This is a genomic window from Streptomyces sp. NPDC058864, from assembly GCF_042742985.1.
Taxonomy (GTDB): domain Bacteria; phylum Actinomycetota; class Actinomycetes; order Streptomycetales; family Streptomycetaceae; genus Actinacidiphila.
On record NZ_JBHYMQ010000053.1, the window covers coordinates 39,491 to 62,914 of the forward strand.

The window sequence follows — 23,424 nt, forward strand, 5'->3', positions numbered from 1 at the left end:
GCGCGGAACATGACCCAGCGACTCACCGGGCGGACGGCCCTCGTCACCGGTTCCACCGCGGGCCTCGGCGCCGCCATCGCGGCCGCCCTGGCGGCGGAGGGCGCGTTCGTCGTCGTCAGCGGACGCGACGCGGCCCGCGGCGCCGACGTGGTGGCACGCATCGAGAAGGACGGCGGCTCGGCCGCGTTCGTCGGCGCCGACCTGTCCGGCGGCGCCGACGCCGTCGGGCGCCTCGCCACCGACGCGCTCGCGGCGGCCGGCGGACGGATCGACGTCCTCGTCAACAACGCGGCGCTCCTGCTCACGCCGACGCCCACCGCCGAGGTGCCGCAGGAGACCGTCGACCAGGCGCTGGCGGTGAGCGTGCGGTCGGTGTTCCTGCTCACCGGCCTGCTGGCCCCGCCGATGGCCGAGCGCGGCCACGGCGCCGTGGTCAACCTGGGATCCATCAACGGCATGCGGGGCATGGCGCATTCGGCGCTCTACAGCATGACCAAGGCGGCCGTGCACTCGCTCACGAAGTCGTGGGCCGCGGAGTACGGGCCGCACGGGGTCCGGGTAAACACGGTGGCCCCCGGCCCCACCCTGACCGACAAGGTGGCGGCGAGGGCCGCACAGCTGACCCCGATCATCTCGCGCATGCCCTCGCGCCGCGCCGGCGACCCGGCGGAGGTGGCCTCGGCCGTCGTGTTCCTGGCGAGTGACGAGGCCTCCCAGATCCACGGCGCCACGCTCACCGTCGACGGCGGCTACACCGCGGTGTAGCGGTGGGCACCGGCCGCCGACATGTGGCCGCGTCCACCCGTTGCCACAATGAGGGCATGACCAGCGCCGGCCGCTACGGGGAGCGCTTCTTCCGCCCGGAGGACGCCGGTGAGGGCGACCGCGTCGACCTCGGCGCCGCCGCGTACGACGACACCACCCTCGCCCGCCTGCGGCTGCTCGGGGCGGGCCCCGGCTGGCGCTGCCTGGACGTGGGCGCAGGCACGGGGACGGTGGCGCGCGGGCTGCTCCGCGAGGCCCGGGTCTCCGAGGTGGTCGCCGTCGACCGGGACGTACGGTTCCTGACCGCGCGTCCGGTGCCGGGCCTGACGGTGCGGCAGGCGGACGTCACCGAGGACGACTTCCCGCCGGGGCGGTTCGACCTCGTCCACGCGCGGTTCGTGCTGATGCACCTGCCGTCGCCGGAGCGGATGATCGCCCGGCTCGGCCGCCTGCTCGCCCCCGGCGGCGTCCTGGTCGTCTGCGACGCCGTGGACCTGACCGGCGCCGACGCCCCCGACACGCCGTTCACGCTGGTCATGCGGGCGATGTGGCGAGGGCTGCGCGACACCGTCGGAACCGACGTCTCCCGGGTGCCCCGCTACCCCGGGATGCTCAGGGCGGCCGGGCTGCGCTCGGTGGCGGCGGAGATCCACGTGCCGCCGCTTCTGCCGGGCAGCGCGATCAGCCGGTTCTGGGCGGAGACGTGGGACCGTGCGCGGTCGGCCATGGTCGCCACCGGCCTCGTCGACGACGCCCTCGTCGACGCAGCCCTCCGCTACCTGGACTCCACGGACTGCGCCGACCTGTCCCCCGGCATGCTCATGGCCTGGGGCCGGTCGCCGTCGGAGGGCGTCACCTGACCGGCCCACCGTGACGTGCGGGCACGCGCAACCGCGGCGAGGCTGGGCGGTGGTGTAGTTGGAGGGCTGCGACTCTCCCCGTCGGAGCCCTCATCGCCATGAGTCGGGCCCCTGCCGCAACGACGCGGCGGGGGCCTGCGGCGCGCTCGAGCGGCCGCCCGGCCCAGGCCGATCGACGCCCCGGCAGCCGGCTTGTCGGAGCGGGCCCATGGTCAGGGGCCGCACCGGAGCCGGGCCGTCAGCCGAGCGCCGTCACCGGCCCGGCCGCCAGGTCTCCGGGCACCAGGGAGAACACGACGAGGTCGACGCGGCCGGCGTGCACGAAACCCGCGTTGCGCAGGACGCCTTCGCGGCGCAGCCCGGCCTTCACGGCCACGCGCTGCGATGCGGTGTTGCCTGTCGCCGCGCGCAGCTCCAGGCGCTGGAAGCCCTGTTCGGCCAGCAGCCAGGCCGCGAGGGCCCGGGTGGCCTCCGTGGCGACGCCGCGTCCCCGCGCCCAGGGCGACACCCAATAACCGACCTCGCTCGCCAGTACCCGCCAGTCGGTCCGCTTCAGGCCGACAGTGCCCAGCAGCCGCCCATCGGCCCGGTCCGCGACCGCGAAGTGGATGCCGTCGCCCGACTCGCGCAGGCCGTGGGAGACCGCCGCGCACCAGGCCCTCGCGTGGTCGAGCGTGTACGGGCGCGGCAGTGGCAGCCACCGCTGGGTGTGGGGGTCCTCACAGCTGACCTGGGTGTCATGGGCGTCGTCCGGGGTGAACGGGCGCAGGAGAAGCCGCTCGGTGCGCAGGACCGTGTCGGGGAACACATTCGTTTCCTTCATCGGCTCCGTCCGCCGCGGGCCCGGGGGTTGGGCAGACGGTAGCAGCATGCCGCGCCGCGCCGGCACCCTCACAGGGCTCGTGACGCAGCGTCACGATTCTCGCGGTCCGTGGTGACGGTACGACGCTGCGACATTCCGGACTTATCACCTCACTTGCCTCATATAACTCCCCAACCGAAAGCGGCCCCTTGACACTCCGCCCCCGGAGGTTCATGGTTCCTCACATCGCTCGTTTAAACCGGTTCAAACGCCAGGTGAAGCAATCCCTTCGCGTTGGTTGCCCCGGTATGCGAGTGCCAGAACGTGCTGCCTCCGGCGCCGAAGGTGCCGCCGGACGGCGTGTCCCACGGGCACGCCGGTCGACGGGACCCGCGGCTGCGGATGCGGCCTGCCCTTCCGCCGCCGTACACGGAGAGTCCGCATGGCCCGACGCCCCACGATCGCCGATGTCGCCCAGCTGGCGGGTGTGTCCCGGGCGACGGTGTCCTTCGTCCTCAACGACAGGCCCGGCGTGGCCGCCGCGACCCAGGAACGGGTACGCGCGGCAGCCGAGAAGCTGGGTTGGACCCCGAGCCGCAGCGCCCGCGCGCTGTCGACCGGGCGGGCCCGGGCCGTCGGGCTCGTCCTGACCCGCGAGCCCGACCTGATCGGCACCGACCCCTTCTTCCCGGCCTTCATGGCGGGCATCGAGTCGGTGATATCCGAGTCCGGCGACGGTCTCATGCTGCACGTGACGAGCCCCCGCAACGAGATGGACACCTACCGCCGCCTGGTGGACGACCAGCGCGTGGACGGGGTGTTCCTCACCGACCTGCGGGTGGGCGACCCGCGCCCGGAGCTGCTGCGGGAGCTGGGCCTGCCGGCCGTGGCCGTCGGCGCCGACGACGGCGTCGAGGGGATCTCCACGGTCAACCTGGACGACCGTCCGGTGGTCGCGGGCGCCGTCCGCCACCTCGTCGAGCTGGGCCACCGCCGCATCGCCTACGTCGCCGGTCCCGAGGAGTACCTGCACGCCCAGCGGCGGCTCGGCGCCTGGCGGGACGCGCTCGCGGAGGCGGGCCTGCCCCAGGGCCCGGTCCTGCCGGGCGGCTTCACCGCCGAGGGCGGCGCGCTCGCGACACAGGCGCTGATCACGCGGGGCGAACGGCCCACCGCCATCGTGTACGCCAACGACCTGTCTGCCACCGCGGGCATGGCCGTGGCGCAGGAGGCCGGCCTGCGGCTGCCCGACGACCTGTCGGTGGTCGGGTTCGACGACGTACCGCTCGCCTCCTGGACCCGGCCCTCGCTCACCACCTGCCGCGCCGACGCCGCCAGCTGGGGCCGGGCCGCCGCACGCGCCCTGATCGAGACGATCGAGCAGGGCACCACCCCCCACGTGGAACTGGACCCGGCCGCGCTCATGGTGCGCGGCTCGACGGGACCGGCCCCCACCGAGGCCGCACGCCCCTGAACCCCGCGCCACCGAACCCCGAACGCCACCGAACCCCGAACCGCTGAACGCGCGCCCGCCGCGCCCACGACGTTCTCCGCTCCCCGGAGGGCCGTCACCGAGGCAGGACGACGCCCCGGAACGGCCGCTTCCCACCCTTTGAGAACACGGAGCCACCGCAATGAAGAAAACCCTCCTGACCGTCCTCTCCGCCGTCGCCCTGACCGTGCCGCTCGCGGCGTGCGGCAGCGGCGGCTCGGACTCCGCCTCCGGCGCCGACGCCCACGGGCCGATCACGGTCTGGTACTCCAACAACGCCCAGGAGGTCGCCTGGGGCAAGAGCATGGTCGCGTCCTGGAACGCCGCCCACCCCGACGAGAAGGTGAAGGCGCAGGAGATACCGGCGGGCAAGAGCTCCGAGGAGGTCATCGGCGCGGCCATCACGGCCGGCAACGCCCCGTGCCTGATCCTCAACACCGCCCCCGCGGCCGTGCCCGGCTTCCAGAAGCAGGGCGGCCTGGTGGCCCTGGACGACTTCCCCGGTGGCAAGAAGTACCTCGAGGAGCGGACCGGCGAACGGCTCTCCCAGTACGCGTCGCCCGACGGCAAGTACTACCAGATGCCCTGGAAGAGCAACCCCGTCATGATCTTCTACAACAAGGACCTGTTCAAGAAGGCCGGGCTCGACGCCGAGCACCCCAAGCTCGCCAGCTACCAGGACTTCCTCACCACCTCGCGCGCCCTGGTCAAGGGCGGGGCGCACGCCGCCATCTGGCCGGCGCCCACCTCGGAGTTCTACCAGTCCTGGTTCGACTTCTACCCGCTCTTCGCCGCCCAGACCGGCAAGCAGCTCGTCGAGGACGGCAAGGCCCGGTTCGCCTCGCCCGACGGCATCAAGGCCGCCGAGTTCTGGAAGACCATGTACGCGGATCACCTGGCCCCCAACGAGCAGTACAACGGTGACTCCTTCGCCGACGGCAAGGCCGCCATGGCGATCGTCGGCCCGTGGGCCGTCTCCGTCTACGGCGACAAGGTCAAGTGGGGCGCCGTGCCGGTGCCGACCGCGACCGGCGCCGAGGCCAAGGGCACCTTCAGCGACGAGAAGTCCATCGGCATGTTCACCGCGTGCAAGAACAAGGGCACGGCCTGGGACGTCCTGAAGTTCGCCACCAGCAAGGAGCAGGACGGCAAGCTGCTGGACGCCACCGGCCAGATGCCGATGCGGCAGGACCTGCCGGCCGCGTACCCCGACTACTTCGCCTCGCACCCGGAGTACAAGACCTTCGCCGAGCAGGCCGACCGCACCGTCGAGGCACCGAACGTGCCGAACTCCGTCGAGATCTGGCAGACGTTCCGCGACGCCTACACCAAGTCCGTGATCTTCGGGAAGGGCGACGTGGAGAGCGCCTTCCGCGAGGCGGCGGGCAAGGTCGACGGCCTGGCGAAGCAGTGAGTCGGGTCGATGTCCTCCACGCAGCATGACGTCCTCCGCCCCGGGCCGGCCCGGGGCGGGGCCCGCACCCGGTCCGGCCAGGAGCCGCGAGCCCGGCGGCGCGGGCCGAGGTTCGCGGGCAAGCAGCCGATCGGTCTCGCCTTCGTCTCCCCCTACCTGCTGTACCTGGCCGCGATCTTCCTGTACCCGCTCGGCTTCGCGGTGTGGATCTCCTTCCACGACTACTTCTTCGCCGCGCCGGGCGCCCAGGTGGACCGCCCCTTCGTGGGGTTCGCCAACTACACCTCCGTCCTCACCGATCCGGACGTGTGGCGGTCCTTCCTCAACATCGCGGTCTTCCTGGTCATCAACGTGCCGCTGACGGTGGCGGCGTCCCTCGTGCTCGCCACCGCCCTCAACTCCAAGATCCGGGCGCGCACGTTCTTCCGCACGGCCTACTACGTCCCGTACATCACCGCCAGCGTCGCGGTCGTCGGCGTGTGGCTGTTCCTGTTCAACTCCAACGGCCTGGTGAACAAGGCGCTCGGGCCGCTGGCGCCGGACCCGTCGTGGCTGGTCAACTCGCACCTGGCGATGCCGACCATCGCACTGTTCGTCGCCTGGAAGCAGCTCGGCTTCTTCATCGTGCTCTACCTCTCGGCGCTGCAGAACGTGCCCGGCGAGCTCTACGAGTCCGCCGCGCTCGACGGCGCGGGCAAGATGCGCATGTTCTGGTCGATCACGGTGCCGGCGGTGCGCACCGCCACCCTGCTCGTGCTGGTCCTGGCGACGGTGACCGGGGCGAACCTGTTCACCGAGCCGTATCTGCTGACCAGCGGCGGCGGACCGGACGGGGCCACCACCTCACCGGTGCTGCTGATGTACCAGCGCGGTCTGCAGCAGGGCCACCCGGACGAGGCGGCGGCGATCGGCGTGATCCTCGTCGTGCTGATCACCGGCATCTCCCTGGTCTACCGCCGAGTGCTGGAGAGGGACTGACATGACCGACGTCCACGCTCCCGCGTACAGGCGCCGCCCGGCAGGGCACAGTCCGCACACGCACTCCCGCGCCCGCCGGATCCTGTCGCGGCTGGCACTGCTCGCCGGGGCCTTCGCCTTCCTCTTCCCCTTCTACTACATGCTCATCGGCTCGCTGCAGCGCGAGCCCGACAGCAGCCCCGCCGGCGCCTTCCCACGACCGGGGAACCTCTCCCTGCACAACTACGCGGAGATCAACTCGGCCATCTCGCTCGGCCGTTCCCTGATCAACTCCGGGATCTTCACCGGCGGCGTCATCATCTGCACCACGGTCTTCGGGCTGCTGGCCGGGTACGCGCTGGCCCGGCTCCACTTCCGGGGCAAGGGATCGACCTTCGCCCTGGTGCTGCTGGTGCAGGTCGTCCCGTTCCAGTTGCTGATGATCCCGCTCTACGTGCTGATCGTCCGCGACTACGGGCTGGCCGACTCCTACATCGGGATCATCCTCCCGTTCGCCATCAACACCAGCGCGGTCTTCATCTTCCGGCAGTTCTTCCTGCAACTGCCGCAGGCGATGTTCGAGGCCGCGCGCATCGACGGCGCGGGCGAGCTGCAGATCCTGTTCCGGATCGCGATCCCGCTGTGCAAGCCGGCGCTCGCCTCCGTCGTGCTGCTGAGCTTCACCGGGCCGTGGAACGAGTTCCTGTGGCCGTTCCTGGTCACCAAGGAGCAGAACATGCAGCCCCTGGCCGTCTCGCTGGCCAACTACATCAGCACCGTCTCCTCCGCCGCCGCCAACCCGTTCGGCGCCATCCTCGCCGGCGCCTGCGTGCTGGCCGCGCCCGCAGTGGCCCTGTACCTCGTCTTCCAGAGCCGCTTCACCTCCACCGACCTCGATTCCGCCACGAAGGGCTGAACTCGCTGTGAACGACCGCACCACCGGCTCCACCCGTACGACCGGCTCCACCAACGTGCCCTACCGCCTGACCCGTGTCGGCGTCGTGATGTCCCCGCTCGCCGGCGAGACCGACGAGGCCGAGGGCGTGCTCAACCCCGCGTCCGGCCGCACCCCGGACGGCACCCTGCACCTGCTGCCCCGCCTCGTCGCGGAGGGCAACGTCTCCCGCGTGGGCCTCGCCGAGGTCGTGATCGAGGACGGCGTGCCCACCGGCGTCGAGCGCCGCGGCGTCGTCCTCGCCCCCGACGCCGGCTGGGAGCGCGGCAAGAACAACGCCGGCGTGGAGGACCCGCGCACCACGTGGATCGAGGCGCTCGGGCTGCACGTCATGTCGTACGTGGCCTACGGCCCGCTCGGCCCCAAGCCGGCGCTGGCCGTCTCGAAGGACCTGGTCACCTGGGAGCGCCTGGGCCCGATCCAGTTCGCCTACCAGGCCGACCTCGACACCGACCTCAACCTCTTCCCGAACAAGGACGTGGTGCACTTCCCCGAGCCCGTCCCGGGTCCGGACGGCGAGCCCGCCTTCGCCATGCTGCACCGCCCGATGTGGGACCTGGGCTGGTTCCGTCCCGGGGAGGGCGTCCACCTGCCGGCCGGCGTGACCGACGAGCGCCCCGGCATCTGGATCTCCTACGTCCCGGTGGCCGAAGTGGAGAAGGACCTCAGCGCCCTGGCCCGCCCCCGTGACCACCGGCTGGTCGCGCTGTCCGAGCACCCCTGGGAAGAGCTCAAGATCGGTGCCGGGCCGGCCCCGATCCGCGTCGAGGAGGGCTGGCTGCTCATCCACCACGGCGTGTCCGGCACCATCGACGACCCCTTCGCCCAGCAGCAGAAGGTCAGCTACGCGGCGGGCGCGATGATTCTCGACCCGCAGGACCCGGCCCGCATCCTGGCCCGCACCGACGAGCCGCTGATGGAGCCCGAGACGGAGGAGGAGCGTTCCGGCACCGTGCCCAACGTCGTCTTCCCGACCGCGATCGAGGAGATCGACGGCGTCCGCTACGTCTTCTACGGCATGGCCGACGCGCACATCGGCGTCGCCCGCCTGGACCGTGCCGAGTGACCACGCTCGGTCTGGGCCTGGCCGGCTGCGGCGCGTTCGGCGCCTACCTGCTGGACGCCGTGGCCGACCTGCCCGGCGTGCGCGTCGTGGCGTGCGCCGACCCCGACGGTGACCGTGCCGCCGCCCTCGCGCGGCGGCACGGCGCCGCCGTCGCCGACGATGCCGACGCGCTGGCCGGCTTCCCGGGTGTGGACGTCGTGGCGATCGCCACTCCCCCGGCCACGCACGCGGAACTCGCCGTCGGCGCGCTGCGCGCGGGCCGGCACGTCTTCTGCGAGAAGCCGCTGGCCGTGACGCTGGAGGACGCCCTGCGGGTGGAGGCGGAGGCCGGGCGTTCGGCCGGGGTCCTCGTCGTCGACCACGTCCTGCGCTACAACCCCGTCCTGCGGATGCTGCAGCGGCTCCGTGCGGAAGGGCTGCTGGACCCGCTGGTGCGCTTCGCCTTCGAGAACGACGCCGCCGACGAGGACCTGGGCCCCGGCCACTGGTTCTGGGACCCCGCGCACAGCGGTGGCATCCACGTCGAGCACGGCGTGCACTTCTTCGACGCCGCCCGCGCCCTCATGGGCAGCGAGCCCGTCGAGGTGCACGGCACAGCGGTCCACCGCGACGGCGGCCCGGTCGACATCGTCGTGGCCACCGCCACCCACCCCGGCGGCGCCGTCGCCACCCACACCCACTCCTTCACCCACGCCCACCGCGCCGAACGGCAGTTGATGCGCCTGGACTACGGCTTCGCCGAGGCCCGGGTCACCGGCTGGATCCCGGCCCATGCGACGGTCACGGCCTGGACGGACGAGCAGGGCGCCCGCCGCTGGGAGGACCTGCCCGCGCGCGCCGCCGGCCTGCTGGCCGTGCCCGGGCTCCGGCCGCACGGCGAGGAGCGGATCACCGTCACCGTGGAACGCGACGCGGGCCCGTCGGCGCCCGCCCGCGGCCGCGGCGTCGAGCGCAGCGTCCCGCACCGGGTGACCTGCGTGGTCGACCTGGGCGGCGAGGCGCGCAAGCAGCACGTGTACGCGGAGAGCGTGCGCGCCGCCTTCACCGACCTGCTGCGCTGCGCGACGGAGGGCGGCACCCCGGTGGCCGACGCGCGGTCCGGACGGACCGCGGTCGCGGTGGCCGAGGCGGCCACGCGCTCCGCGGAGACCGGCCGCACCCTCCCCGTCCCTTCGGACCGAACAGGAGCATGAGGAGCATCGTGAGCAGCACCACCGGTCCCGATCCGGCCGCGCCCTGGTGGCGGGACGCCGTCTGCTACGAGATCCACCCGCGCGCGTTCGCCGACGGTGACGGGGACGGCGTAGGCGACCTCGCGGGCGCAGCCGGCCGCCTGGACCACGTGGCCCGGCTCGGGGCGGACGCGGTGTGGATCACCCCGTTCTACCCGTCACCGCTGGCGGACGGCGGCTACGACATCGCCGACCACACCGCCGTCGCCCCGGACCTCGGCACCGACGCGGACTTCGACGCCCTGGTCGGGCGCGCCCACGGCCTGGGGCTGCGGGTCCTGATCGACCTCGTCCCCAACCACACCTCCGACACGCACCCCTGGTTCCGCGAGGCCCTGGCGGCCGGCCCCGGGAGTGCGGCCAGGGACCGCTACCTCTTCCGCCCGGGACGCGGCGCGGACGGTGAACTCCCGCCGAACGACTGGGAGTCCGCGTTCGGGGGCTCGGCATGGACCGTGGTCCCGGCGCCGGAGGGCGGCCCGGGCGAGTGGTACCTGCACCTGCACGCGCCCGAGCAGCCCGACCTCGACTGGCGGCACCCGGAGGTCGTCGCCGACTTCGAGCGGATCCTGCGGCACTGGCTCGACCGCGGCGTCGACGGTTTCCGCATCGACGTGGCCCACACCCTCTTCAAGGCCCCGGGCCTCCCCGACGCCGGGCCAGGACAGCACCAGGACATCCTGCGCAACCACCTGATGCCGTACCACGACCAGGAGGAACTGCACCCGCTGTTCCGCGCCTGGCGCCGGCTCCTGGACACCCACCCGGCCCCGCCCGGCGCGGTCCCTCCGGAGCAGCGGGTGATGGTCGCCGAGGCCGCCGTCTTCGTACCGGCCCGGCTGGCCCGGTACGTCAGCCCCGGCGAGATGCAGCAGGCCTTCAACTTCGCCTTCCTGGAGTCCCCTTGGGACGGGGTGGAGATGCGCGCGGTCATCGAGCGGTCCGTGTCGTCGATGCGCGCCGTCGGAGCGCCCGTCACGTGGGTCCTCTCCAGCCACGACGCGGTCCGCCCGGTCACGCGCTACGGCGGCGGCCCCGGCGGCCGCCGCCGCGCCCGGGCCGCCGCGCTGCTCATGCTCGCGCTGCCCGGCGCCGCCTACGTCTACCAGGGCGAGGAGCTGGGGCTGCCGCAGGTCCACGTGCCGGACGACCGGCTGCGCGACCCGCTCTGGGAACGTTCCGGCCACCGCGAACGCGGACGTGACGGCTGCCGGGTGCCGCTGCCCTGGGAGGGCACGGCGGCACCGTACGGGTTCAGCACCGCCGCCCCGGACGCCTGCTGGTTCCCGCAGCCCGGCGACTGGGCCGGCCTCACCGTCCGCGCCCAGGAGGACGACCCCGCGTCGATGCTCGCCCTGTACCGCTCCGCGCTGCGCCTGCGGCGCACCGCGCCGGTCCCGGCGGACGCGGTGCCGGTCCCCGAAGGGCCCGCGGACGGGTCCTGGTTCGCCTTCGACCGCGCGCCCGGGCTGCGGTGCCTGACCAACTTCGGCCCGGATCCGCTGCCCCTCGCGGACGGCGACGAGGTGCTGCTGGCCAGCGCCCCGCTCGACGGCCGCTCGGTGCCCGCGGACACGACCGTCTGGCTCCGCACCGCCGGGAGCGCTGCCGCGCACACGTCCTGACCCGGCGGTTCCGCGGCGATGTCGCGCGTACGCGAGCCCGCACAGCGGGTCGTACCGGTCGACCGGGCGGGGCCCCGCGTCCCGACCGCTACGGCCCGCGGCCCGATCCCGGCCGCCCGGGGCCCGGGCCAGGACGCCCGGGCCCCGTCGGCCGCGATCACCGGTCCCACTGCATGCGGGGAAGCGACTCCAGCGGCTTGAGGTCGGCGTGCTGCGCGGTGGCGACCAGTGCCTGCACCATCACGGACTCGGGATCCCGGCGGAACGCGACCAGCCCTATCTCGGCGGCCCGGGCGGGCTCCACCATCGGGACGGCCCGCACGCCGGGCGGCACTCCCAGGGCATGGATCCACGCCAGAGGCACGATCCCGGCCCACCGCCCGGCCACGACGTGCGCGATCAGCGAGGCGAACGAGTCGGTCTCCACCCTCGCCACCGGTTCGGCCCCGGCAGCGGCGAAGAGGGCGTCCATGGTGCGCCGGCCCCGCATGGTCGATGTGAGCAGGCACAGCGGCAGGGCCGCAGCCTCCGCCCAGGACGCCGTGGCACCGCCGGCCGGGGCCCACGAGGCGTCGGTGAGCAGCGCGTACTTCTCCCGGTACAGCGGCACGGTACGAAAGGCGGCGCGCACTTCGTCGTCCAGGTAGGTGACGGCGGCGTCGAGGGTGAAGTCCCTGAGCATCGTGAGGATGTCGCTCGACGTCAGGTCGTTCACGATGTGCGCGGTGAGCAGCGGGTGGCGCGTGCACAGGGGGTCGACCAGGCGTGGCACGGCTGTGGCGGCGCTGGGCACGACGCCGATGCGGATGCGGCCGCTCAGTCCGGTGCGCATGGCGGTGACCTCGCCCTCCATGGCCTCCCGGTCGGCCAGGATCTGCCGCGCCCACACCACGACGCGCTCGCCCTCGGCGGTGAGGCCGTCGAACCGCCGGCCCCGCTGGATCAGCGCGACGCGCATCTCCTCCTCCAGCTTGCGGATGCCCTCCGACAACGAGGGCTGGGACACCCCGCAGCTCTGCGCGGCACGGGCGAAATGCCCCTCACGTGCCAGGGCCACCAGGTATTCGAGCTGCCGGAAGAGCACGGATGAGCACCTCTCGGGTTTCGGCCGGCCGGGCAACGCGTCGGACTCGTTCCCGGTTCCGAGCTGTATACCAAGTCGCTCCCGGCGGGCCGACGGCGCCCGCCTGAGCGAAGTGCCCGGAGCGCCGGTTCCCAGTGAACCGGTGGGTGCCGTGCGGGGCGAGTCGTGGGCGCGGTCGGAGCGCCGGCGCGCACGCCGTACCGCGGGCCGCCGACCCTGCGCCCCCGCCGGGCCGCCCGTGCCGACCGGCGCGGTGGGAACGACACGGCCTCCCCCGGGAGGCCGCGTACGCCGCCGCCCCGCGTCAGGCGACGGGCTGGGCCGCGCGCACCCGTTCGGCCCCGGTGTACACGTTCGCCGAGCGGCCGCGCAGGAAGCCCACCAGGGTCATCCCCGTCTCGTCGGCCAGGTCCACTGCGAGGGAGGACGGCGCGGACACCGCGGCCAGCACCGGGATGCCCGCCATGGCCGCCTTCTGCACGAGTTCGAAGGACGCCCGCCCGCTGACCATGAGCACGGTGCCCCGCAGCGGCAGCAGCCCCTCCTGCAGCGCGTGCCCGATCACCTTGTCGACGGCGTTGTGGCGGCCCACGTCCTCACGCAGGCACAGCATCTCGCCGTCCGTCGTGAACAGCCCGGCCGCGTGCAGCCCGCCCGTGCTGTCGAAGACCCGCTGCGCCGCCCGCAGCCGGTCGGGGAGGGTGAAGAGCACCTCGGAGTCGATCTCCGCGCCGTCGTCGGCCACGCTCCAGTGCTGTGTGGTCCGCACCGCGTCCAGGCTCGCCTTGCCGCACAGACCGCAGGAGGAGGTGGTGTAGAAGTTGCGCTCCAGCGAGAGGGCGGGGAGGCGCACACCGGGCGCCAGGGCGACGTCGACGACGTTGTAGGTGTTGCCGCCGTCGGCCGTGGCGCCGGCGCAGTAGCGGATGCCCAGCACGTCGTCCGCACCGTGGACGACTCCTTCGCTGACGAGGAAGCCCACGGCCAGGTCGAAGTCGCTGCCCGGGGTGCGCATGGTGATCGTCAGCGCGCGGCCGCCGACGCGGATCTCCATCGGTTCCTCGGCGGCCAGCGTGTCCGCGCGGTGCCCGGGCACCCCGTCCCTGATCCGCAGCACCCGCCGCCGCGCGGTCACCCGGCCCATGCCGCCGCCTCCAGTCGTACGACGACGGCCTTGGACGTCGGGCAGTTGCTGACGTCGGCGACGCTGTCCAGCGGGACCAGGACGTTGGTCTCCGGGTAGTAGGCGGCGGCCGACCCCCGGGAGGTGGGGTAGGGCACCAGGCGGAAGGACTCGGCCCGGCGCTCGCTGCCGTCGGTCCAGACGCTCACCAGGTCCACCATCTGCATCTCGGTGAGCCCCAGGTCCTCGATGTCCTCGGGGTTGACCATGACGACCCGGCGGCCGCCGCGGATGCCGCGGTAGCGGTCGTCCATGGCGTACGGGACGGTGTTCCACTGGTCGTGCGACCGCAGGGACTGCAGGATGAGGTGGCCCTTCGGTGCCCGCGGCATCTCGAAGTCGTTGCGGGTGAAGACGGCCTTGCCGCTCGGCGTCCGGAAGGTCATCGCGTTCACCGGGTTCGGCAGCTGGAATCCGCCCGGTTCGGCGACCCGCCGGTTGAAGTCCTCGAACCCCGGGACGACCCGGGAGATCCGGTCCCGGACGGTGCCGTAGTCGGCCTCGAACTCCTCCCAGCCGATCTCCGGGGTCCCGCCGAGGGTGGCCCGGGCCAGCCGGCTGATGATCGCCACCTCGCTCAGCAGGTCGGGGGAGGCGGGCGCCAGCTTGCCGCGGGAGGCGTGCACCATGCTCATGGAGTCCTCGACGGTGACGAACTGCTCGCCGCCGGCCTGGACGTCCCGGTCGCTGCGGCCCAGGGTGGGCAGGATCAGTGCGGTGTCACCGCACACGGTGTGCGAGCGGTTGAGCTTGGTGGAGATGTGCGCCGTCAGCCGGCACCGGCGCATCGCCCGCTCGGTGACGTCGCTGTCCGGGGTCGCCCGGATGAAGTTCCCCGCCACCCCGAGGAAGAACTTCGCCTCGCCGTCGCGCATGGCGCGGATGGCGTCGACGGAGTCGCGGCCGTGCTTGGCGGGGGGTGTGAAGCCGAACTCCCGTCCCAGGGAGTCGAGGAAGCTCTGCGGCATCTTCTCCCAGATGCCCATGGTGCGGTCGCCCTGGACGTTGCTGTGGCCGCGCACCGGGCACGCCCCCGCGCCGGCCCGGCCCAGGTTGCCGCGCAGCATCAGGAAGTTGACGATCTCCCGGATGGTCGGCACACCGTGCTTCTGCTGCGTGACGCCCATGGCCCAGCAGACGATGACGCTCTTGGCGGCCAGGACGCGCTCGTGGACCTGCTCCACCTCCTCGCGCGTCAGGCCGGTGGCCGTCAGCACGTCGTCCCACGACGTCTTGCGCGCGTGCTCCGCGAACTCCTGGAAGCCCGTGCTGTGCTCACGGATGAAGTCGTGGTCCAGGACCGTACCGGGAGCGGCGTCCTCGGCCTCCAGGAGCAGCAGGTTCAGCGCCTGGAAGAGGGCGAGGTCGCCGCCCGCACGGATGTGCAGGAACTGGTCGGCGATGACCGTGCCGCGCCCGATGACACCGCGCGCCTTCTGCGGGTGCTTGAACCGCATCAGCCCGGCCTCGGGGAGGGTGTTGACGGCGACGACGCTTCCGCCGCGCCGCTTGGTCTCCTCCAGGGCGGACAGCATGCGCGGGTGGTTGGTGCCGGGGTTCTGGCCGACGACGAAGATCAGGTCGGCCTCGTGGATGTCGTCCAGGCTGACGGTGCCCTTGCCGACGCCGAGGGTCTCGTTCATGGCGGCGCCACTGGACTCGTGGCACATGTTGCTGCAGTCCGGCAGGTTGTTGGTGCCGTAGGCGCGGGCGAAGAGCTGGAGGAGGAAGGCGGCCTCGTTGCCCACCCGTCCGGAGGTGTAGAACAGGGCCTCGTCCGGGGAGTCCAGGGCCCGCAGTTCCCCGGCCATCAGGGCGATGGCGTCGTCCCAGGATATGGGCTCGTAGTGCTCCGCGCCCGGCCGCTTGACCATCGGTTCGGTCAGTCTGCCCTGCTGGTTGAGCCAGTAGTCGGACTTGCGGCCCAGTTCGTCGACGGTGTACCGCTCGAAGAGCTCGCGCCGTACGCGGTGCGACGTCGCCTCGTCGGTGATGTGCTTGGCGCCGTTCTCGCAGTACTCGTTCATGTGCCGCTTGCCCGGCGCCGCCTCCGGCCAGGCACAGCCGGGGCAGTCGATGCCCTTGGCCTGGTTGATGTTCAGCAGGGTCAGCATGGTCCGGCGGGGCGAGGTCTGGCTCAGGGAGTACTGCAGTGCGTGCGTGACCGCGGGGAGACCGGTCGCCCACGTCTTGGGAGAGGTGATCTCCAGGTGCTCGTCCGTCGGGTCCTCCAGAGCGCCCATGCCTGCCCCGCCTTCCCTGCTTCCGACTCCGCGGAAACCGCCGCGAATACCGATCCGCAGAAAAGCTAAGCCCGCTCGTCCGGCCCGTCAAAGAGGCCGTTCCTTTTACTTGATAGGCGACGCCGATGAAGGATTGCCTCCCGCCGGGTGGGGTGAACTACCTGGTCGACGCCGCACTGTTCACATCCGGGACAACGCGGCGAAAAGCCTTCGCAAAAAAATCGACTCACGAACCGGGGATTTCCCCGGGGACGCCGGTTCCACCACCCACGAGAATTCAGATCGGCTTTGCACCTGCCTGGACGGCGATCGTCTGCTCGGTCCAGATGGTCTTGCCGCGCTCCCGGTAGCGGGTTCCCCAGCGCTCCGCGAACTGGGAGACCAGCAGCAGACCGCGGCCGCCCTCGTCGGTGGTGCGGGCGTGCCGCAGGAAGGGGGCGGCGCTGCTCGTGTCGGAGACCTCGCAGGTCAGCGCGCGGTCGCGGATGAGCCGGAGCTGGATGGGCGGCGCCGCGTACCGGATGGCGTTGGTGACCAGTTCGCTGACGATCAGTTCGGTGGCGAAGCACTCCTCCTGGAGGGCCCAGGCGGCGAGCTGACGCGTCGTCAGCGTCCGGGCGGTGGCCACCGCGGCCGGGTCGCACGGCAGGTTCCACGTCGCGACGGAGTCGGGGCCGAGGGGCCGGGGGCAGGCCACCAGCACCGAGGCGTCGCGGTCCGGGTCCGCGGGGACCAGGGCGTCGGTGAGCAGCAGGCTCATGTCCTGCGGCGAGTCGCAGGGTGTGGCCAGCAGCCGTTCGAACTCCGCCTGTCCGGTCCCCTCCGGGTGGCTCTGCAGGAGCCCGGGGGTGCGGAGCACCAGCATGCACCCCTCGGGCAGTTCGAGGGTGGCCAGCCCGAACGGCGGCCCCGGGCGGCCGAGGGGCTCTCCCTCGGGGGCCCGCGCGGTCCGCACGGTGTGGTCGGGGTGGACGACCGTCGGCGGCGGATGACCCGCCGACGCCATGGTGCCCAGCCGGGTCACGGGGTCGTAGACGAGGTAGAGGCAGGTGGCGCCGACCGGCGAGCCGGAGCCCGCGCCCGCGTGCTCCTGGGCGACGTTGCGCACCAGGTCGTCGAGACGGGCGAGGACCTCGTCCGGTGCCTGGTCCAGGTTGGCCAGGGTGTGCACGGCCGCGCGCAGCCGGCCCATGGTGGCGGCGGTGCGCATGCCCCGGCCGGGGGTGCTGCCACTGACCAGGGCGACCCTCGCTCCGGGCAGCGGGATGACCTCCGTCCAGTCCCCGCCGGCACCGGAGCGCACCAGGTGGTGGGCCCACTCCACGGCGCTGGGCGCGGGCAGCCGCTGGGGCAGCATGCCGCGCTGCAGGGCGAGTACGGCGTTGCGTTCGCGCACGTAGCGGTGGGCGTTGTCCAGTGCCATCGCGCCGCGGCCTGCCAGGTCGACGGCGAGCGTCAGGTCGTCCTCGTCGAAGGGTCCGAGGCCCGGGTCCCAGCGGTGGAAGGTCACGAGGCCCAGCACGCAGTCGCGGACCAGCAGCGGCACCACCATCAGGGAGTGCACCCGCTCCTCCAGCATCCTGCCGCCGCGCACGGGGTCCTCCCGGTTCCAGCCGCTGTCCTGGCTGAGCCGGGGGACCAAGCGCGGCTCGTGATCGGCGAGCACCTGCAGGGCGGGTGAACCCGCCAGGTGGGTGCTGACCGCACCCGTGGTGTACGCGCCGGTCCGGCCGCAGCGGGCGGAGGTCGCGGCGCGCCGCAGCCCGGTGTCGTCCTCGACGGGGCCAGCGGCCATCTCCTCGCCGCCGAGCAGCGGGGCCAGCAGGTCCACGCTCACGCAGTCGGCGAGCACCGGAACGGCGACCTCGGCGAGTTCCTGCGCCGTGCGGATCGGGTCGAGGGTGGTGCCGATCGTACGGCCCGCCTCGGCCATCAACGCCAGGCGCTGCTCGGCGAGATGCCGCTCGGTGACGTCGACCACGGCGTCGGCCACACCGAGGATGCGGCCGTCCTCCGCCTCGAGCCGGAAGGCGGACGCCGAGTAGACGTGCTCCCGGGCGGGGTCGCCGGGCGGACGGCCGCGCTTCTCGAACGAGATCGCGGCCTCACCGGTCCTGAGCACCCGGCCCATCACGCGCTCGGCGAGCTCCGCACTGAAGTCGGGCCAGGCCTCGGTGGGCCGCCGTCCCAGCGCGAGCTCCGACCGGTGGTCCTGCATGCCCTCCGCCGCCGGGTTGAAGCGCATCAGCCTGAGCTGCGGGTCCAGCACGAACAGGCCGATCGGCGAGCGTGTGAACAGGGCCTCCAGGAGGGCGCGGTCGATGTCCGGGGTGAGCCCCTGCACCCCGGTGAGCAGGTCGACGGTGAGGCGCGGGCCCGTCCCGTCGTCGCGTACGGACCGCAGTGCCGGCCGGCAGGCGACCGTCCGGCCCTCACGGTGCCGGAGGAGGACGCACCCGGACCCGGTGCCGCCGTCCTCGCCGCGGTCGTCCTCGCCGCCGGTGCCGGGCGTCGGCGCGAACAAGTCGATCACTGGCCGGCCGAGCACATCACCCGCCTGGTGGCCGAGGAGGCGCTCCGCCTCCGGGCTCCACGCGACGACCGCGCCGTGGGCGTCGATCACCAGCCGCGCCGCGGTGCGCCCCGCCGGCTCCTCGCGCTCTCCGCCGCCTTCTCGCGATGTCCCAGTGCCCATGACCGTCCCATCACGTCACGGTCCTCCGGTTCCCAGTGTTGCGCAGGCGGGCGAGGTCACCACTCGGGCGCCGCCCGAAGCACCCGGGGCGCCTCAGCCGTGCAGGAAGGAGCTCACCTCGGCGGGCGGCGGGACCTCGGCAGGGGTAAAGCGCCGGGTCTCGCCGCGGAAGGAGCGCACCTCCAGCCAGCTATCGGGGTCCGCACCCGGCAGCGCCGCCATGAGGGCCTCGAGATGGGCCGTGCCGAACACCTTGAACGTCCGCGTCCGTCCGTAATGGGACGGCCGGACGTCGAAACGGAGGTCGACGACCGGCTGCGGCGGGCGGGTCCAGTCGGCGTATGGCAGCGAGCCGTGCCCGTGGATCCGTGCGTCGACCAGGACCTCGGGATCCGCGTCCGCGATCTCGCAGTCGAAGACCGGGAAGGCGGCGGCGACGCGGTCCGCGATGGCGGGGTACGCGACACAGCCCTGTCCGAGCGCCGGTGCGCAGAACAACGCGTGGGTGAACGCCCCGACCGGCTCCGGCAGCGGCACCTTGTGGTGCGAGCTCCCGTCGAAGGCCAGGTCACGACGGGTGCTGACGAAGCCCAGGAAGGCGGAAACCGCCGCCGCGTCGCTCCGGTCGGCCCGTACGGCGAAGCGGACCGCGCTGCGTCCGTCGCCGCGCGGGAGGACGTACTCGTGGAATCCGCCCGGCCGGCCGGGCGCGAGCACATGGCGGTACACCTGCTCGAAGCCCTCGACCGGCAGGTACTCGGAAGGCAGGGCGTGCGGCCGGGTGCCCGCCCGCAGGACGTCGAGGACCTTCGCCTCCAGGTCCGGTCCGGCCGCGTCGTGCGGCGGGTCGACCTCCGTGAAGCCCTTCCGCAACCACTCACCGACCTTGCGCGCGGCATGGCGCCGGGCGTGCTCCTCGTCGTTGAGCGTCGAGGTGCTCCCCTTGCCCCTGCCCCCGACGGGACCCCAGCGCAGGAAGCAGCGGATCCCCTCCTGGCGGATCTCCCGGTACTCGGGCCCTCCGGCCCCCGGGGACTCGAACCGCCGCCACCTCGTCATCGGCCCTCCGCCGTCCGCGGCGCCGCCCGTACGCCCCGCGCCGCTCCCGGCGGCCATGCTAGGCCGGGTCGCCAAATGCCCCCGCGACGGGCGCGCCCGCGGCGATCCGGTACAGCACGTTGGGGCGGAGCGGCCCCTCGGGGGCGGCGGGGTCGTCGAAGTCGCCGGCGATGTCGCGGGTCATGCCGATTCGGCGCATGACGGCCTGGGAGCGGAGGTTGCCGGCCGTGGTCACCGCGAGGATCTCCGGAAGGCCGAGGGTGCCGAAGCCGAAGGCCAGGACGGCCCGTGCGGCCTCGGTGGCGTAGCCGTTGCCCCAGGCCGCGCGGGCGAGGCGCCAGCCGATCTCCACCCCCGTGAACGGCAGGCCGTCGTCCACCGGGTCCAGGCCCGCGAAGCCGGCGAACTCGCCGGTCGCCCGGACCTCGACCGCCCACCAGCCGTAGCCGCGCTCGTCGAATTCGGCCAGGAACCGGGCCACGGAGGCATCGCTCTGCTCCCGGGTCAGCGGCTCCCCCAGGTGCTCGCGCACCTCGGGGTCGGCGTTCATCGCCGCCCAGGGCGCGAGGTCGCGGTCGCGCCAGCGGCGCAGGAGCAGTCGTTCGGTGCGCAGTTCTGTCATGCCGCCAAGCCAAACGGCGGCCGCGGCCCCGGGCAAGGCAATTTCCCATCTGGGTTGCCTTTCAGTACTCAGCTGACCTAGATTGAAGATACGTATCCAGCCCAATGGAAATGAGCGCCCCCATGGACATCAAGAACTCCGTCGCCGTCGTGACCGGCGCGGGCCGCGGTCTCGGCCGCCACCTGGCCACCCAGCTGCTCGACCGGGGCGCCGCCAAGGTCTACGCCGGCGTCCGCAACCCCGGCGCCCTCGACCTTCCGGGCGTCGAGCCGCTCCACCTGGACATCACCGACCCCGAGTCGATCACTGCTGCGGCCCGCCTCGCCTCGGACGCCACCCTTGTGATCAACAACGCGGGCGTCAGCACCCACGTGGGACTGGCCGAGGGGAACATGGCCGACATCCGCCTGGAGATGGAGACCCACTTCTTCGGCTCCCTGGGCGTCACGCGCGCCTTCGCGCCCGTGATCGCGGCCAACGGCGGCGGAGCCGTCCTCAACGTGCTGTCCGTCCTGTCCTGGATCCATGTCCCGGGATACGGCGGCTACAGCGCGGCCAAGGCCGCCGAGCTGGCGATGACCAACGTCGTCCGGCGCGAGCTCGCCCCGTCCGGGATCGACGTCACCGCGCTCCACGTGGGCTACATGGACACCGACATGGCCGGGTACGTCGACCCCTCGGACAAGGTGGACCCGGCCTGGGTGGCGGGCCTGGCCCTGGACGGCATCGAGCAGCGGGCGCTGGAGGTCGTCGTCGACGACCGGAGCCGCGGCGTCAGGGCCGCCCTCTCCGGCGGTCTCGAACTGCTCTACCCCGACCTGCCCGCGCCGAAGTCCCTCTGACCCCGGACAGGATCGCCTCACCCGCCGCCGAGGCGGCGGCTGAACTGGAAATATAAAGTCAGAGGCAGGGTGGGGACATGTCCGGCGTCAACGCCACCGGCGGGGAAGAGACCGTCTGCTCGATCGCGCGGACCCTCGAGGTCGTCGGCGACAAGTGGACGCTCCTCATCCTGCGCGAGGCGGCGATACGGGGGGTGACGCGCTTCGCGGACTTCCGCCGGGGGCTGGGCATCGCCCCCGACCTGCTGACCGGCCGCCTGGGCTCGCTCGTGGACGACGGGATCATGGAGAAGCGGCCGTACCGGGAACCGGGCAGCCGCACCCGCCACAGCTACCACCTGACGCCGGCCGGCGAGGAGCTGCGGCTGATCCTCGCGGCGCTCCAGCAGTGGGGCGACACGCACCGGACACCCGCGCAGGGCCCCGCACACCTGCGCCGGTCGGCGGCCGAGGGCCGCCCGGTCAGCGTCGCCTTCGTCGACGACGCGGGCGCCGTGCTCTCGCCCGCGGACGTGCGGTTCACCCCCTCGGAGGGCGTCGCACGCTGACCGCGGCACGCACCCGTACACGGGTGCGTGGCTCACGACAGCCCGGGCGCGATCCGGGTGAGCGCGTCCGCACGGATCCGGCTCATGGGGTTGCTGCTCACCCGGTAGCGCCCGTTGGGCACGTGGGCGGACCGGACGATGCGCACGGTGACCGGGCCCGCCCACTCGTAGCCGCGCCGCTCGGCGTGCCGCAGCAGGGAATCCGTCAGGGCCTCCCCCACCCGGGCCCGGTGCGGGACCAGCTCCCGGTGCGGGGTGTCGGCCAGTTCCACCGTGTACACGTTCGGCACCACCACACGGGTCGAACTGCACACCACAGCCCGTGCGTCGCACTCGCGGCGCAGGGCCGCCAGCAGTTCCACCGGCTCCCGGCGGCGCACCCTCGCCACCAGTGCCCGCTCCCAGCCCTCGATCACCCGTTCCCATCGCGTCAGCGCTCCCATGGCGATGCGCCTGCCCGGGGCGCGGGCACTGATGCCGCCGCGGCCACCCCATCAGCCGTACCGGGTCGATTCCCGGCCGCCGGGCCCGGCGCCCCCGTGGCTCCCGGGCCCGTCGGCCGATCCGGGCACCGTCACCCGCCTGCCGTGCGCGCTGGAGTGGCGTGGCGTCAGATCCGTCCATAGCGTCTGTTTTCGGCTGATCACATATCACGGAAAGCAGGTGCACACACATGAAGCTCTGTCGGTCCCGCAGGGCCGTCGTCGCGGCGGCCGCCACGGCGACCATCGTGGGGGGCGCGGTCGCGTGCGGCGGCGAGTCGCAGCCCACGGCCTCGCAGTCCGCGGACGCGCAGCAGAAGATCTCCGTCCGCGCGGGGGAGTCCATCCAGTCGGCGGTGGACCGCGCCAAGCCCGGCCAGGTCATCGACATCGCGGCCGGCACCTACCACGAGAGCGTCCAGATCAGCACGCCGCGGCTGACGCTGCGCGGAGCGGGCACGGGCACCGTCATCTCGCCGAGCGCCAAGCGCGACGAGAACGCCTGCGCCAAGGCGGGCGAGGGCGTCTGCGTCACCGGTACGGCGCAGAAGAAGGCGTCCGACGTGACGCTGGAGTCGCTGACCGTCGCCGGGTTCAAGAAGGCCGGCATCCACGCGACGCAGGCCGACGGGCTGCAGGTCGTCCGGGTCACCGCGCGGGACAACAAGGTGCAGGGCATCCTCGTGGAGAAGTCGGTCCGCACCGTCTTCCGCGACAACACCGCCCGCAACAACGCCGATTCCGGCATCTTCCTCGCCAACTCCATGGACACCGAGGGCGGTGCGCTCGACACCCAGGGCGCCGTCATCGAGGGCAACAAGGTGTCGGAGAACCGGATCGGCATCGGTCTGCGCCGCGTCCGGGGCGTGACGGTGGAGAGCAACCAGGTCACCGGCAACTGCGGCGGTGTCTTCGTCGTCGGCGACGAGGGCGTCCCGCGCGGCGGCGCGCTGACCGTCACCCACAACACGGTGACCGGGAACAACAAGTACTGCGCGCCGAGCGCCCGCCTGCCGTTCATCCAGGGCACGGGCATCCTGCTCACGGGCGTCGAGAAGACCGTCGTGACCGACAACGACGTGCGCGACAACAGCGGCAAGTCCCCGATGTCCGGCGGCATCGTGCTCTTCAGCAGCGTCGTGGGGACGTCCAACTCCGAGAACACCATCCGCGACAACGTCGCCCGCGGCAACAAGCCCGCCGACCTCGCCGACCGCGACCTCAAGGGCAAGGGCAACACGTTCGTCAACAACACCCTGGAGACCACCGAGCCCAAGCAGCTGGTCAACAGCTCGCCGAGCGGTGCCTCGAGCACCGCGCCCAGCGTCGCTCCCAGCAGCTGACGTCCGGCGACCTCAGAGCCCCGACAGACGACGGAAGACCGCCCGGGCCCACATCGGCGGGTCCGGCGGCGGTCCCGGCGGCGCCGGGACCGGCCCCGCCCGGGGCGTCAGCCGGGTCACCTGGTAGTCCGGGGTGCTACCCCGCGCGGCCGCCG

General features: G+C 72.9%; 20 protein-coding genes. 12 read left to right on the plus strand and 8 right to left on the minus strand.

The window, feature by feature from the left end:
* The first annotated feature begins 9 nt into the window (after positions 1–9).
* Both ACFW3D_RS30575 and ACFW3D_RS30580 read left to right on the plus strand, forming a co-directional pair.
* On the plus strand, positions 10–765 hold the full coding sequence (locus ACFW3D_RS30575; RefSeq protein WP_500509500.1) for an SDR family NAD(P)-dependent oxidoreductase: 756 nt from the start codon (positions 10–12) through the stop codon (positions 763–765).
* Positions 766–821: 56 nt separating this feature from the next.
* The gene (locus ACFW3D_RS30580) at positions 822–1,625 is read left to right on the plus strand and encodes a class I SAM-dependent methyltransferase (RefSeq protein WP_500509502.1); all 804 of its coding nucleotides are present in this window, start codon (positions 822–824) and stop codon (positions 1,623–1,625) included.
* A gap of 238 nt (positions 1,626–1,863) precedes the next feature.
* Here ACFW3D_RS30580 and ACFW3D_RS30585 read toward each other — a convergent pair whose 3' ends face one another.
* Positions 1,864–2,433 carry a GNAT family N-acetyltransferase gene (locus tag ACFW3D_RS30585; protein WP_500509505.1) on the minus strand — a complete coding sequence of 190 codons (570 nt, stop codon included), beginning with the start codon at positions 2,431–2,433 and terminating at the stop codon, positions 1,864–1,866.
* Positions 2,434–2,869: 436 nt separating this feature from the next.
* Here ACFW3D_RS30585 and ACFW3D_RS30590 point away from each other — a divergent pair, with 436 nt between their 5' ends.
* The 7 genes from ACFW3D_RS30590 to ACFW3D_RS30620 all read left to right on the plus strand — a co-directional run bounded on the left by ACFW3D_RS30590 (position 2,870) and on the right by ACFW3D_RS30620 (position 11,168).
* On the plus strand, positions 2,870–3,901 hold the full coding sequence (locus ACFW3D_RS30590; protein ID WP_500509507.1) for a LacI family DNA-binding transcriptional regulator: 1,032 nt from the start codon (positions 2,870–2,872) through the stop codon (positions 3,899–3,901).
* Between the two features lie 160 nt (positions 3,902–4,061).
* Positions 4,062–5,333, plus strand: a complete 1,272-nt coding sequence (locus tag ACFW3D_RS30595) for an extracellular solute-binding protein (protein ID WP_500509509.1) — start codon at positions 4,062–4,064, stop codon at positions 5,331–5,333.
* A 9-nt stretch (positions 5,334–5,342) separates the two neighbouring features.
* Positions 5,343–6,311 carry a carbohydrate ABC transporter permease gene (locus tag ACFW3D_RS30600; RefSeq protein WP_500509511.1) on the plus strand — a complete coding sequence of 323 codons (969 nt, stop codon included), beginning with the start codon at positions 5,343–5,345 and terminating at the stop codon, positions 6,309–6,311.
* Position 6,312: 1 nt separating this feature from the next.
* A complete protein-coding gene (locus ACFW3D_RS30605) occupies positions 6,313–7,206 on the plus strand; it encodes a carbohydrate ABC transporter permease (RefSeq protein WP_500509514.1) in 894 nt (297 codons plus the stop codon).
* An 88-nt stretch (positions 7,207–7,294) separates the two neighbouring features.
* Entirely contained in the window at positions 7,295–8,311 is a 1,017-nt protein-coding gene (locus ACFW3D_RS30610; protein ID WP_500509552.1) for a glycoside hydrolase family 130 protein, read from the plus strand.
* The gene (locus ACFW3D_RS30615; RefSeq protein WP_500509517.1) at positions 8,308–9,504 is read left to right on the plus strand and encodes a Gfo/Idh/MocA family protein; all 1,197 of its coding nucleotides are present in this window, start codon (positions 8,308–8,310) and stop codon (positions 9,502–9,504) included. Before ACFW3D_RS30610 ends, ACFW3D_RS30615 begins: the two co-directional genes overlap by 4 nt.
* Positions 9,501–11,168 carry a glycoside hydrolase family 13 protein gene (locus ACFW3D_RS30620; RefSeq protein ID WP_500509519.1) on the plus strand — a complete coding sequence of 556 codons (1,668 nt, stop codon included), beginning with the start codon at positions 9,501–9,503 and terminating at the stop codon, positions 11,166–11,168. Before ACFW3D_RS30615 ends, ACFW3D_RS30620 begins: the two co-directional genes overlap by 4 nt.
* Before the next feature lie 157 nt (positions 11,169–11,325).
* Here the strand turns inward: ACFW3D_RS30620 and ACFW3D_RS30625 are convergent, their stop codons facing one another.
* The 6 genes from ACFW3D_RS30625 to ACFW3D_RS30650 form a co-directional block, all read right to left on the minus strand.
* A complete protein-coding gene (locus ACFW3D_RS30625) occupies positions 11,326–12,252 on the minus strand; it encodes a LysR family transcriptional regulator (RefSeq protein WP_500509522.1) in 927 nt (308 codons plus the stop codon).
* 304 nt (positions 12,253–12,556) lie between these two features.
* Positions 12,557–13,396 carry a formate dehydrogenase accessory sulfurtransferase FdhD gene (gene fdhD / locus ACFW3D_RS30630; RefSeq protein ID WP_500509525.1) on the minus strand — a complete coding sequence of 280 codons (840 nt, stop codon included), beginning with the start codon at positions 13,394–13,396 and terminating at the stop codon, positions 12,557–12,559.
* A complete protein-coding gene (locus tag ACFW3D_RS30635) occupies positions 13,384–15,678 on the minus strand; it encodes an FdhF/YdeP family oxidoreductase (protein WP_500509528.1) in 2,295 nt (764 codons plus the stop codon). The genes fdhD and ACFW3D_RS30635 overlap by 13 nt, the downstream gene beginning before the upstream one ends.
* Before the next feature lie 277 nt (positions 15,679–15,955).
* Entirely contained in the window at positions 15,956–18,373 is a 2,418-nt protein-coding gene (locus ACFW3D_RS30640; RefSeq protein WP_500509530.1) for a SpoIIE family protein phosphatase, read from the minus strand.
* Positions 18,374–18,466: 93 nt separating this feature from the next.
* Entirely contained in the window at positions 18,467–19,432 is a 966-nt protein-coding gene (locus ACFW3D_RS30645; RefSeq protein WP_500509532.1) for a WGR domain-containing protein, read from the minus strand.
* A 58-nt stretch (positions 19,433–19,490) separates the two neighbouring features.
* On the minus strand, positions 19,491–20,054 hold the full coding sequence (locus tag ACFW3D_RS30650; protein WP_500509534.1) for a GNAT family N-acetyltransferase: 564 nt from the start codon (positions 20,052–20,054) through the stop codon (positions 19,491–19,493).
* A 122-nt stretch (positions 20,055–20,176) separates the two neighbouring features.
* Here ACFW3D_RS30650 and ACFW3D_RS30655 point away from each other — a divergent pair, with 122 nt between their 5' ends.
* The gene (locus ACFW3D_RS30655; protein WP_500509538.1) at positions 20,177–20,896 is read left to right on the plus strand and encodes an SDR family oxidoreductase; all 720 of its coding nucleotides are present in this window, start codon (positions 20,177–20,179) and stop codon (positions 20,894–20,896) included.
* Positions 20,897–20,973: 77 nt separating this feature from the next.
* The gene (locus ACFW3D_RS30660; RefSeq protein ID WP_500509541.1) at positions 20,974–21,444 is read left to right on the plus strand and encodes a winged helix-turn-helix transcriptional regulator; all 471 of its coding nucleotides are present in this window, start codon (positions 20,974–20,976) and stop codon (positions 21,442–21,444) included.
* A 32-nt stretch (positions 21,445–21,476) separates the two neighbouring features.
* On the opposite strand, the gene ACFW3D_RS30665 is transcribed toward ACFW3D_RS30660, so the two are convergent.
* The gene (locus tag ACFW3D_RS30665; protein ID WP_500509544.1) at positions 21,477–21,887 is read right to left on the minus strand and encodes a DUF3662 domain-containing protein; all 411 of its coding nucleotides are present in this window, start codon (positions 21,885–21,887) and stop codon (positions 21,477–21,479) included.
* A 230-nt stretch (positions 21,888–22,117) separates the two neighbouring features.
* Here ACFW3D_RS30665 and ACFW3D_RS30670 point away from each other — a divergent pair, with 230 nt between their 5' ends.
* The gene (locus ACFW3D_RS30670) at positions 22,118–23,269 is read left to right on the plus strand and encodes a right-handed parallel beta-helix repeat-containing protein (RefSeq protein WP_500509547.1); all 1,152 of its coding nucleotides are present in this window, start codon (positions 22,118–22,120) and stop codon (positions 23,267–23,269) included.
* Positions 23,270–23,424 lie beyond the last annotated feature (155 nt).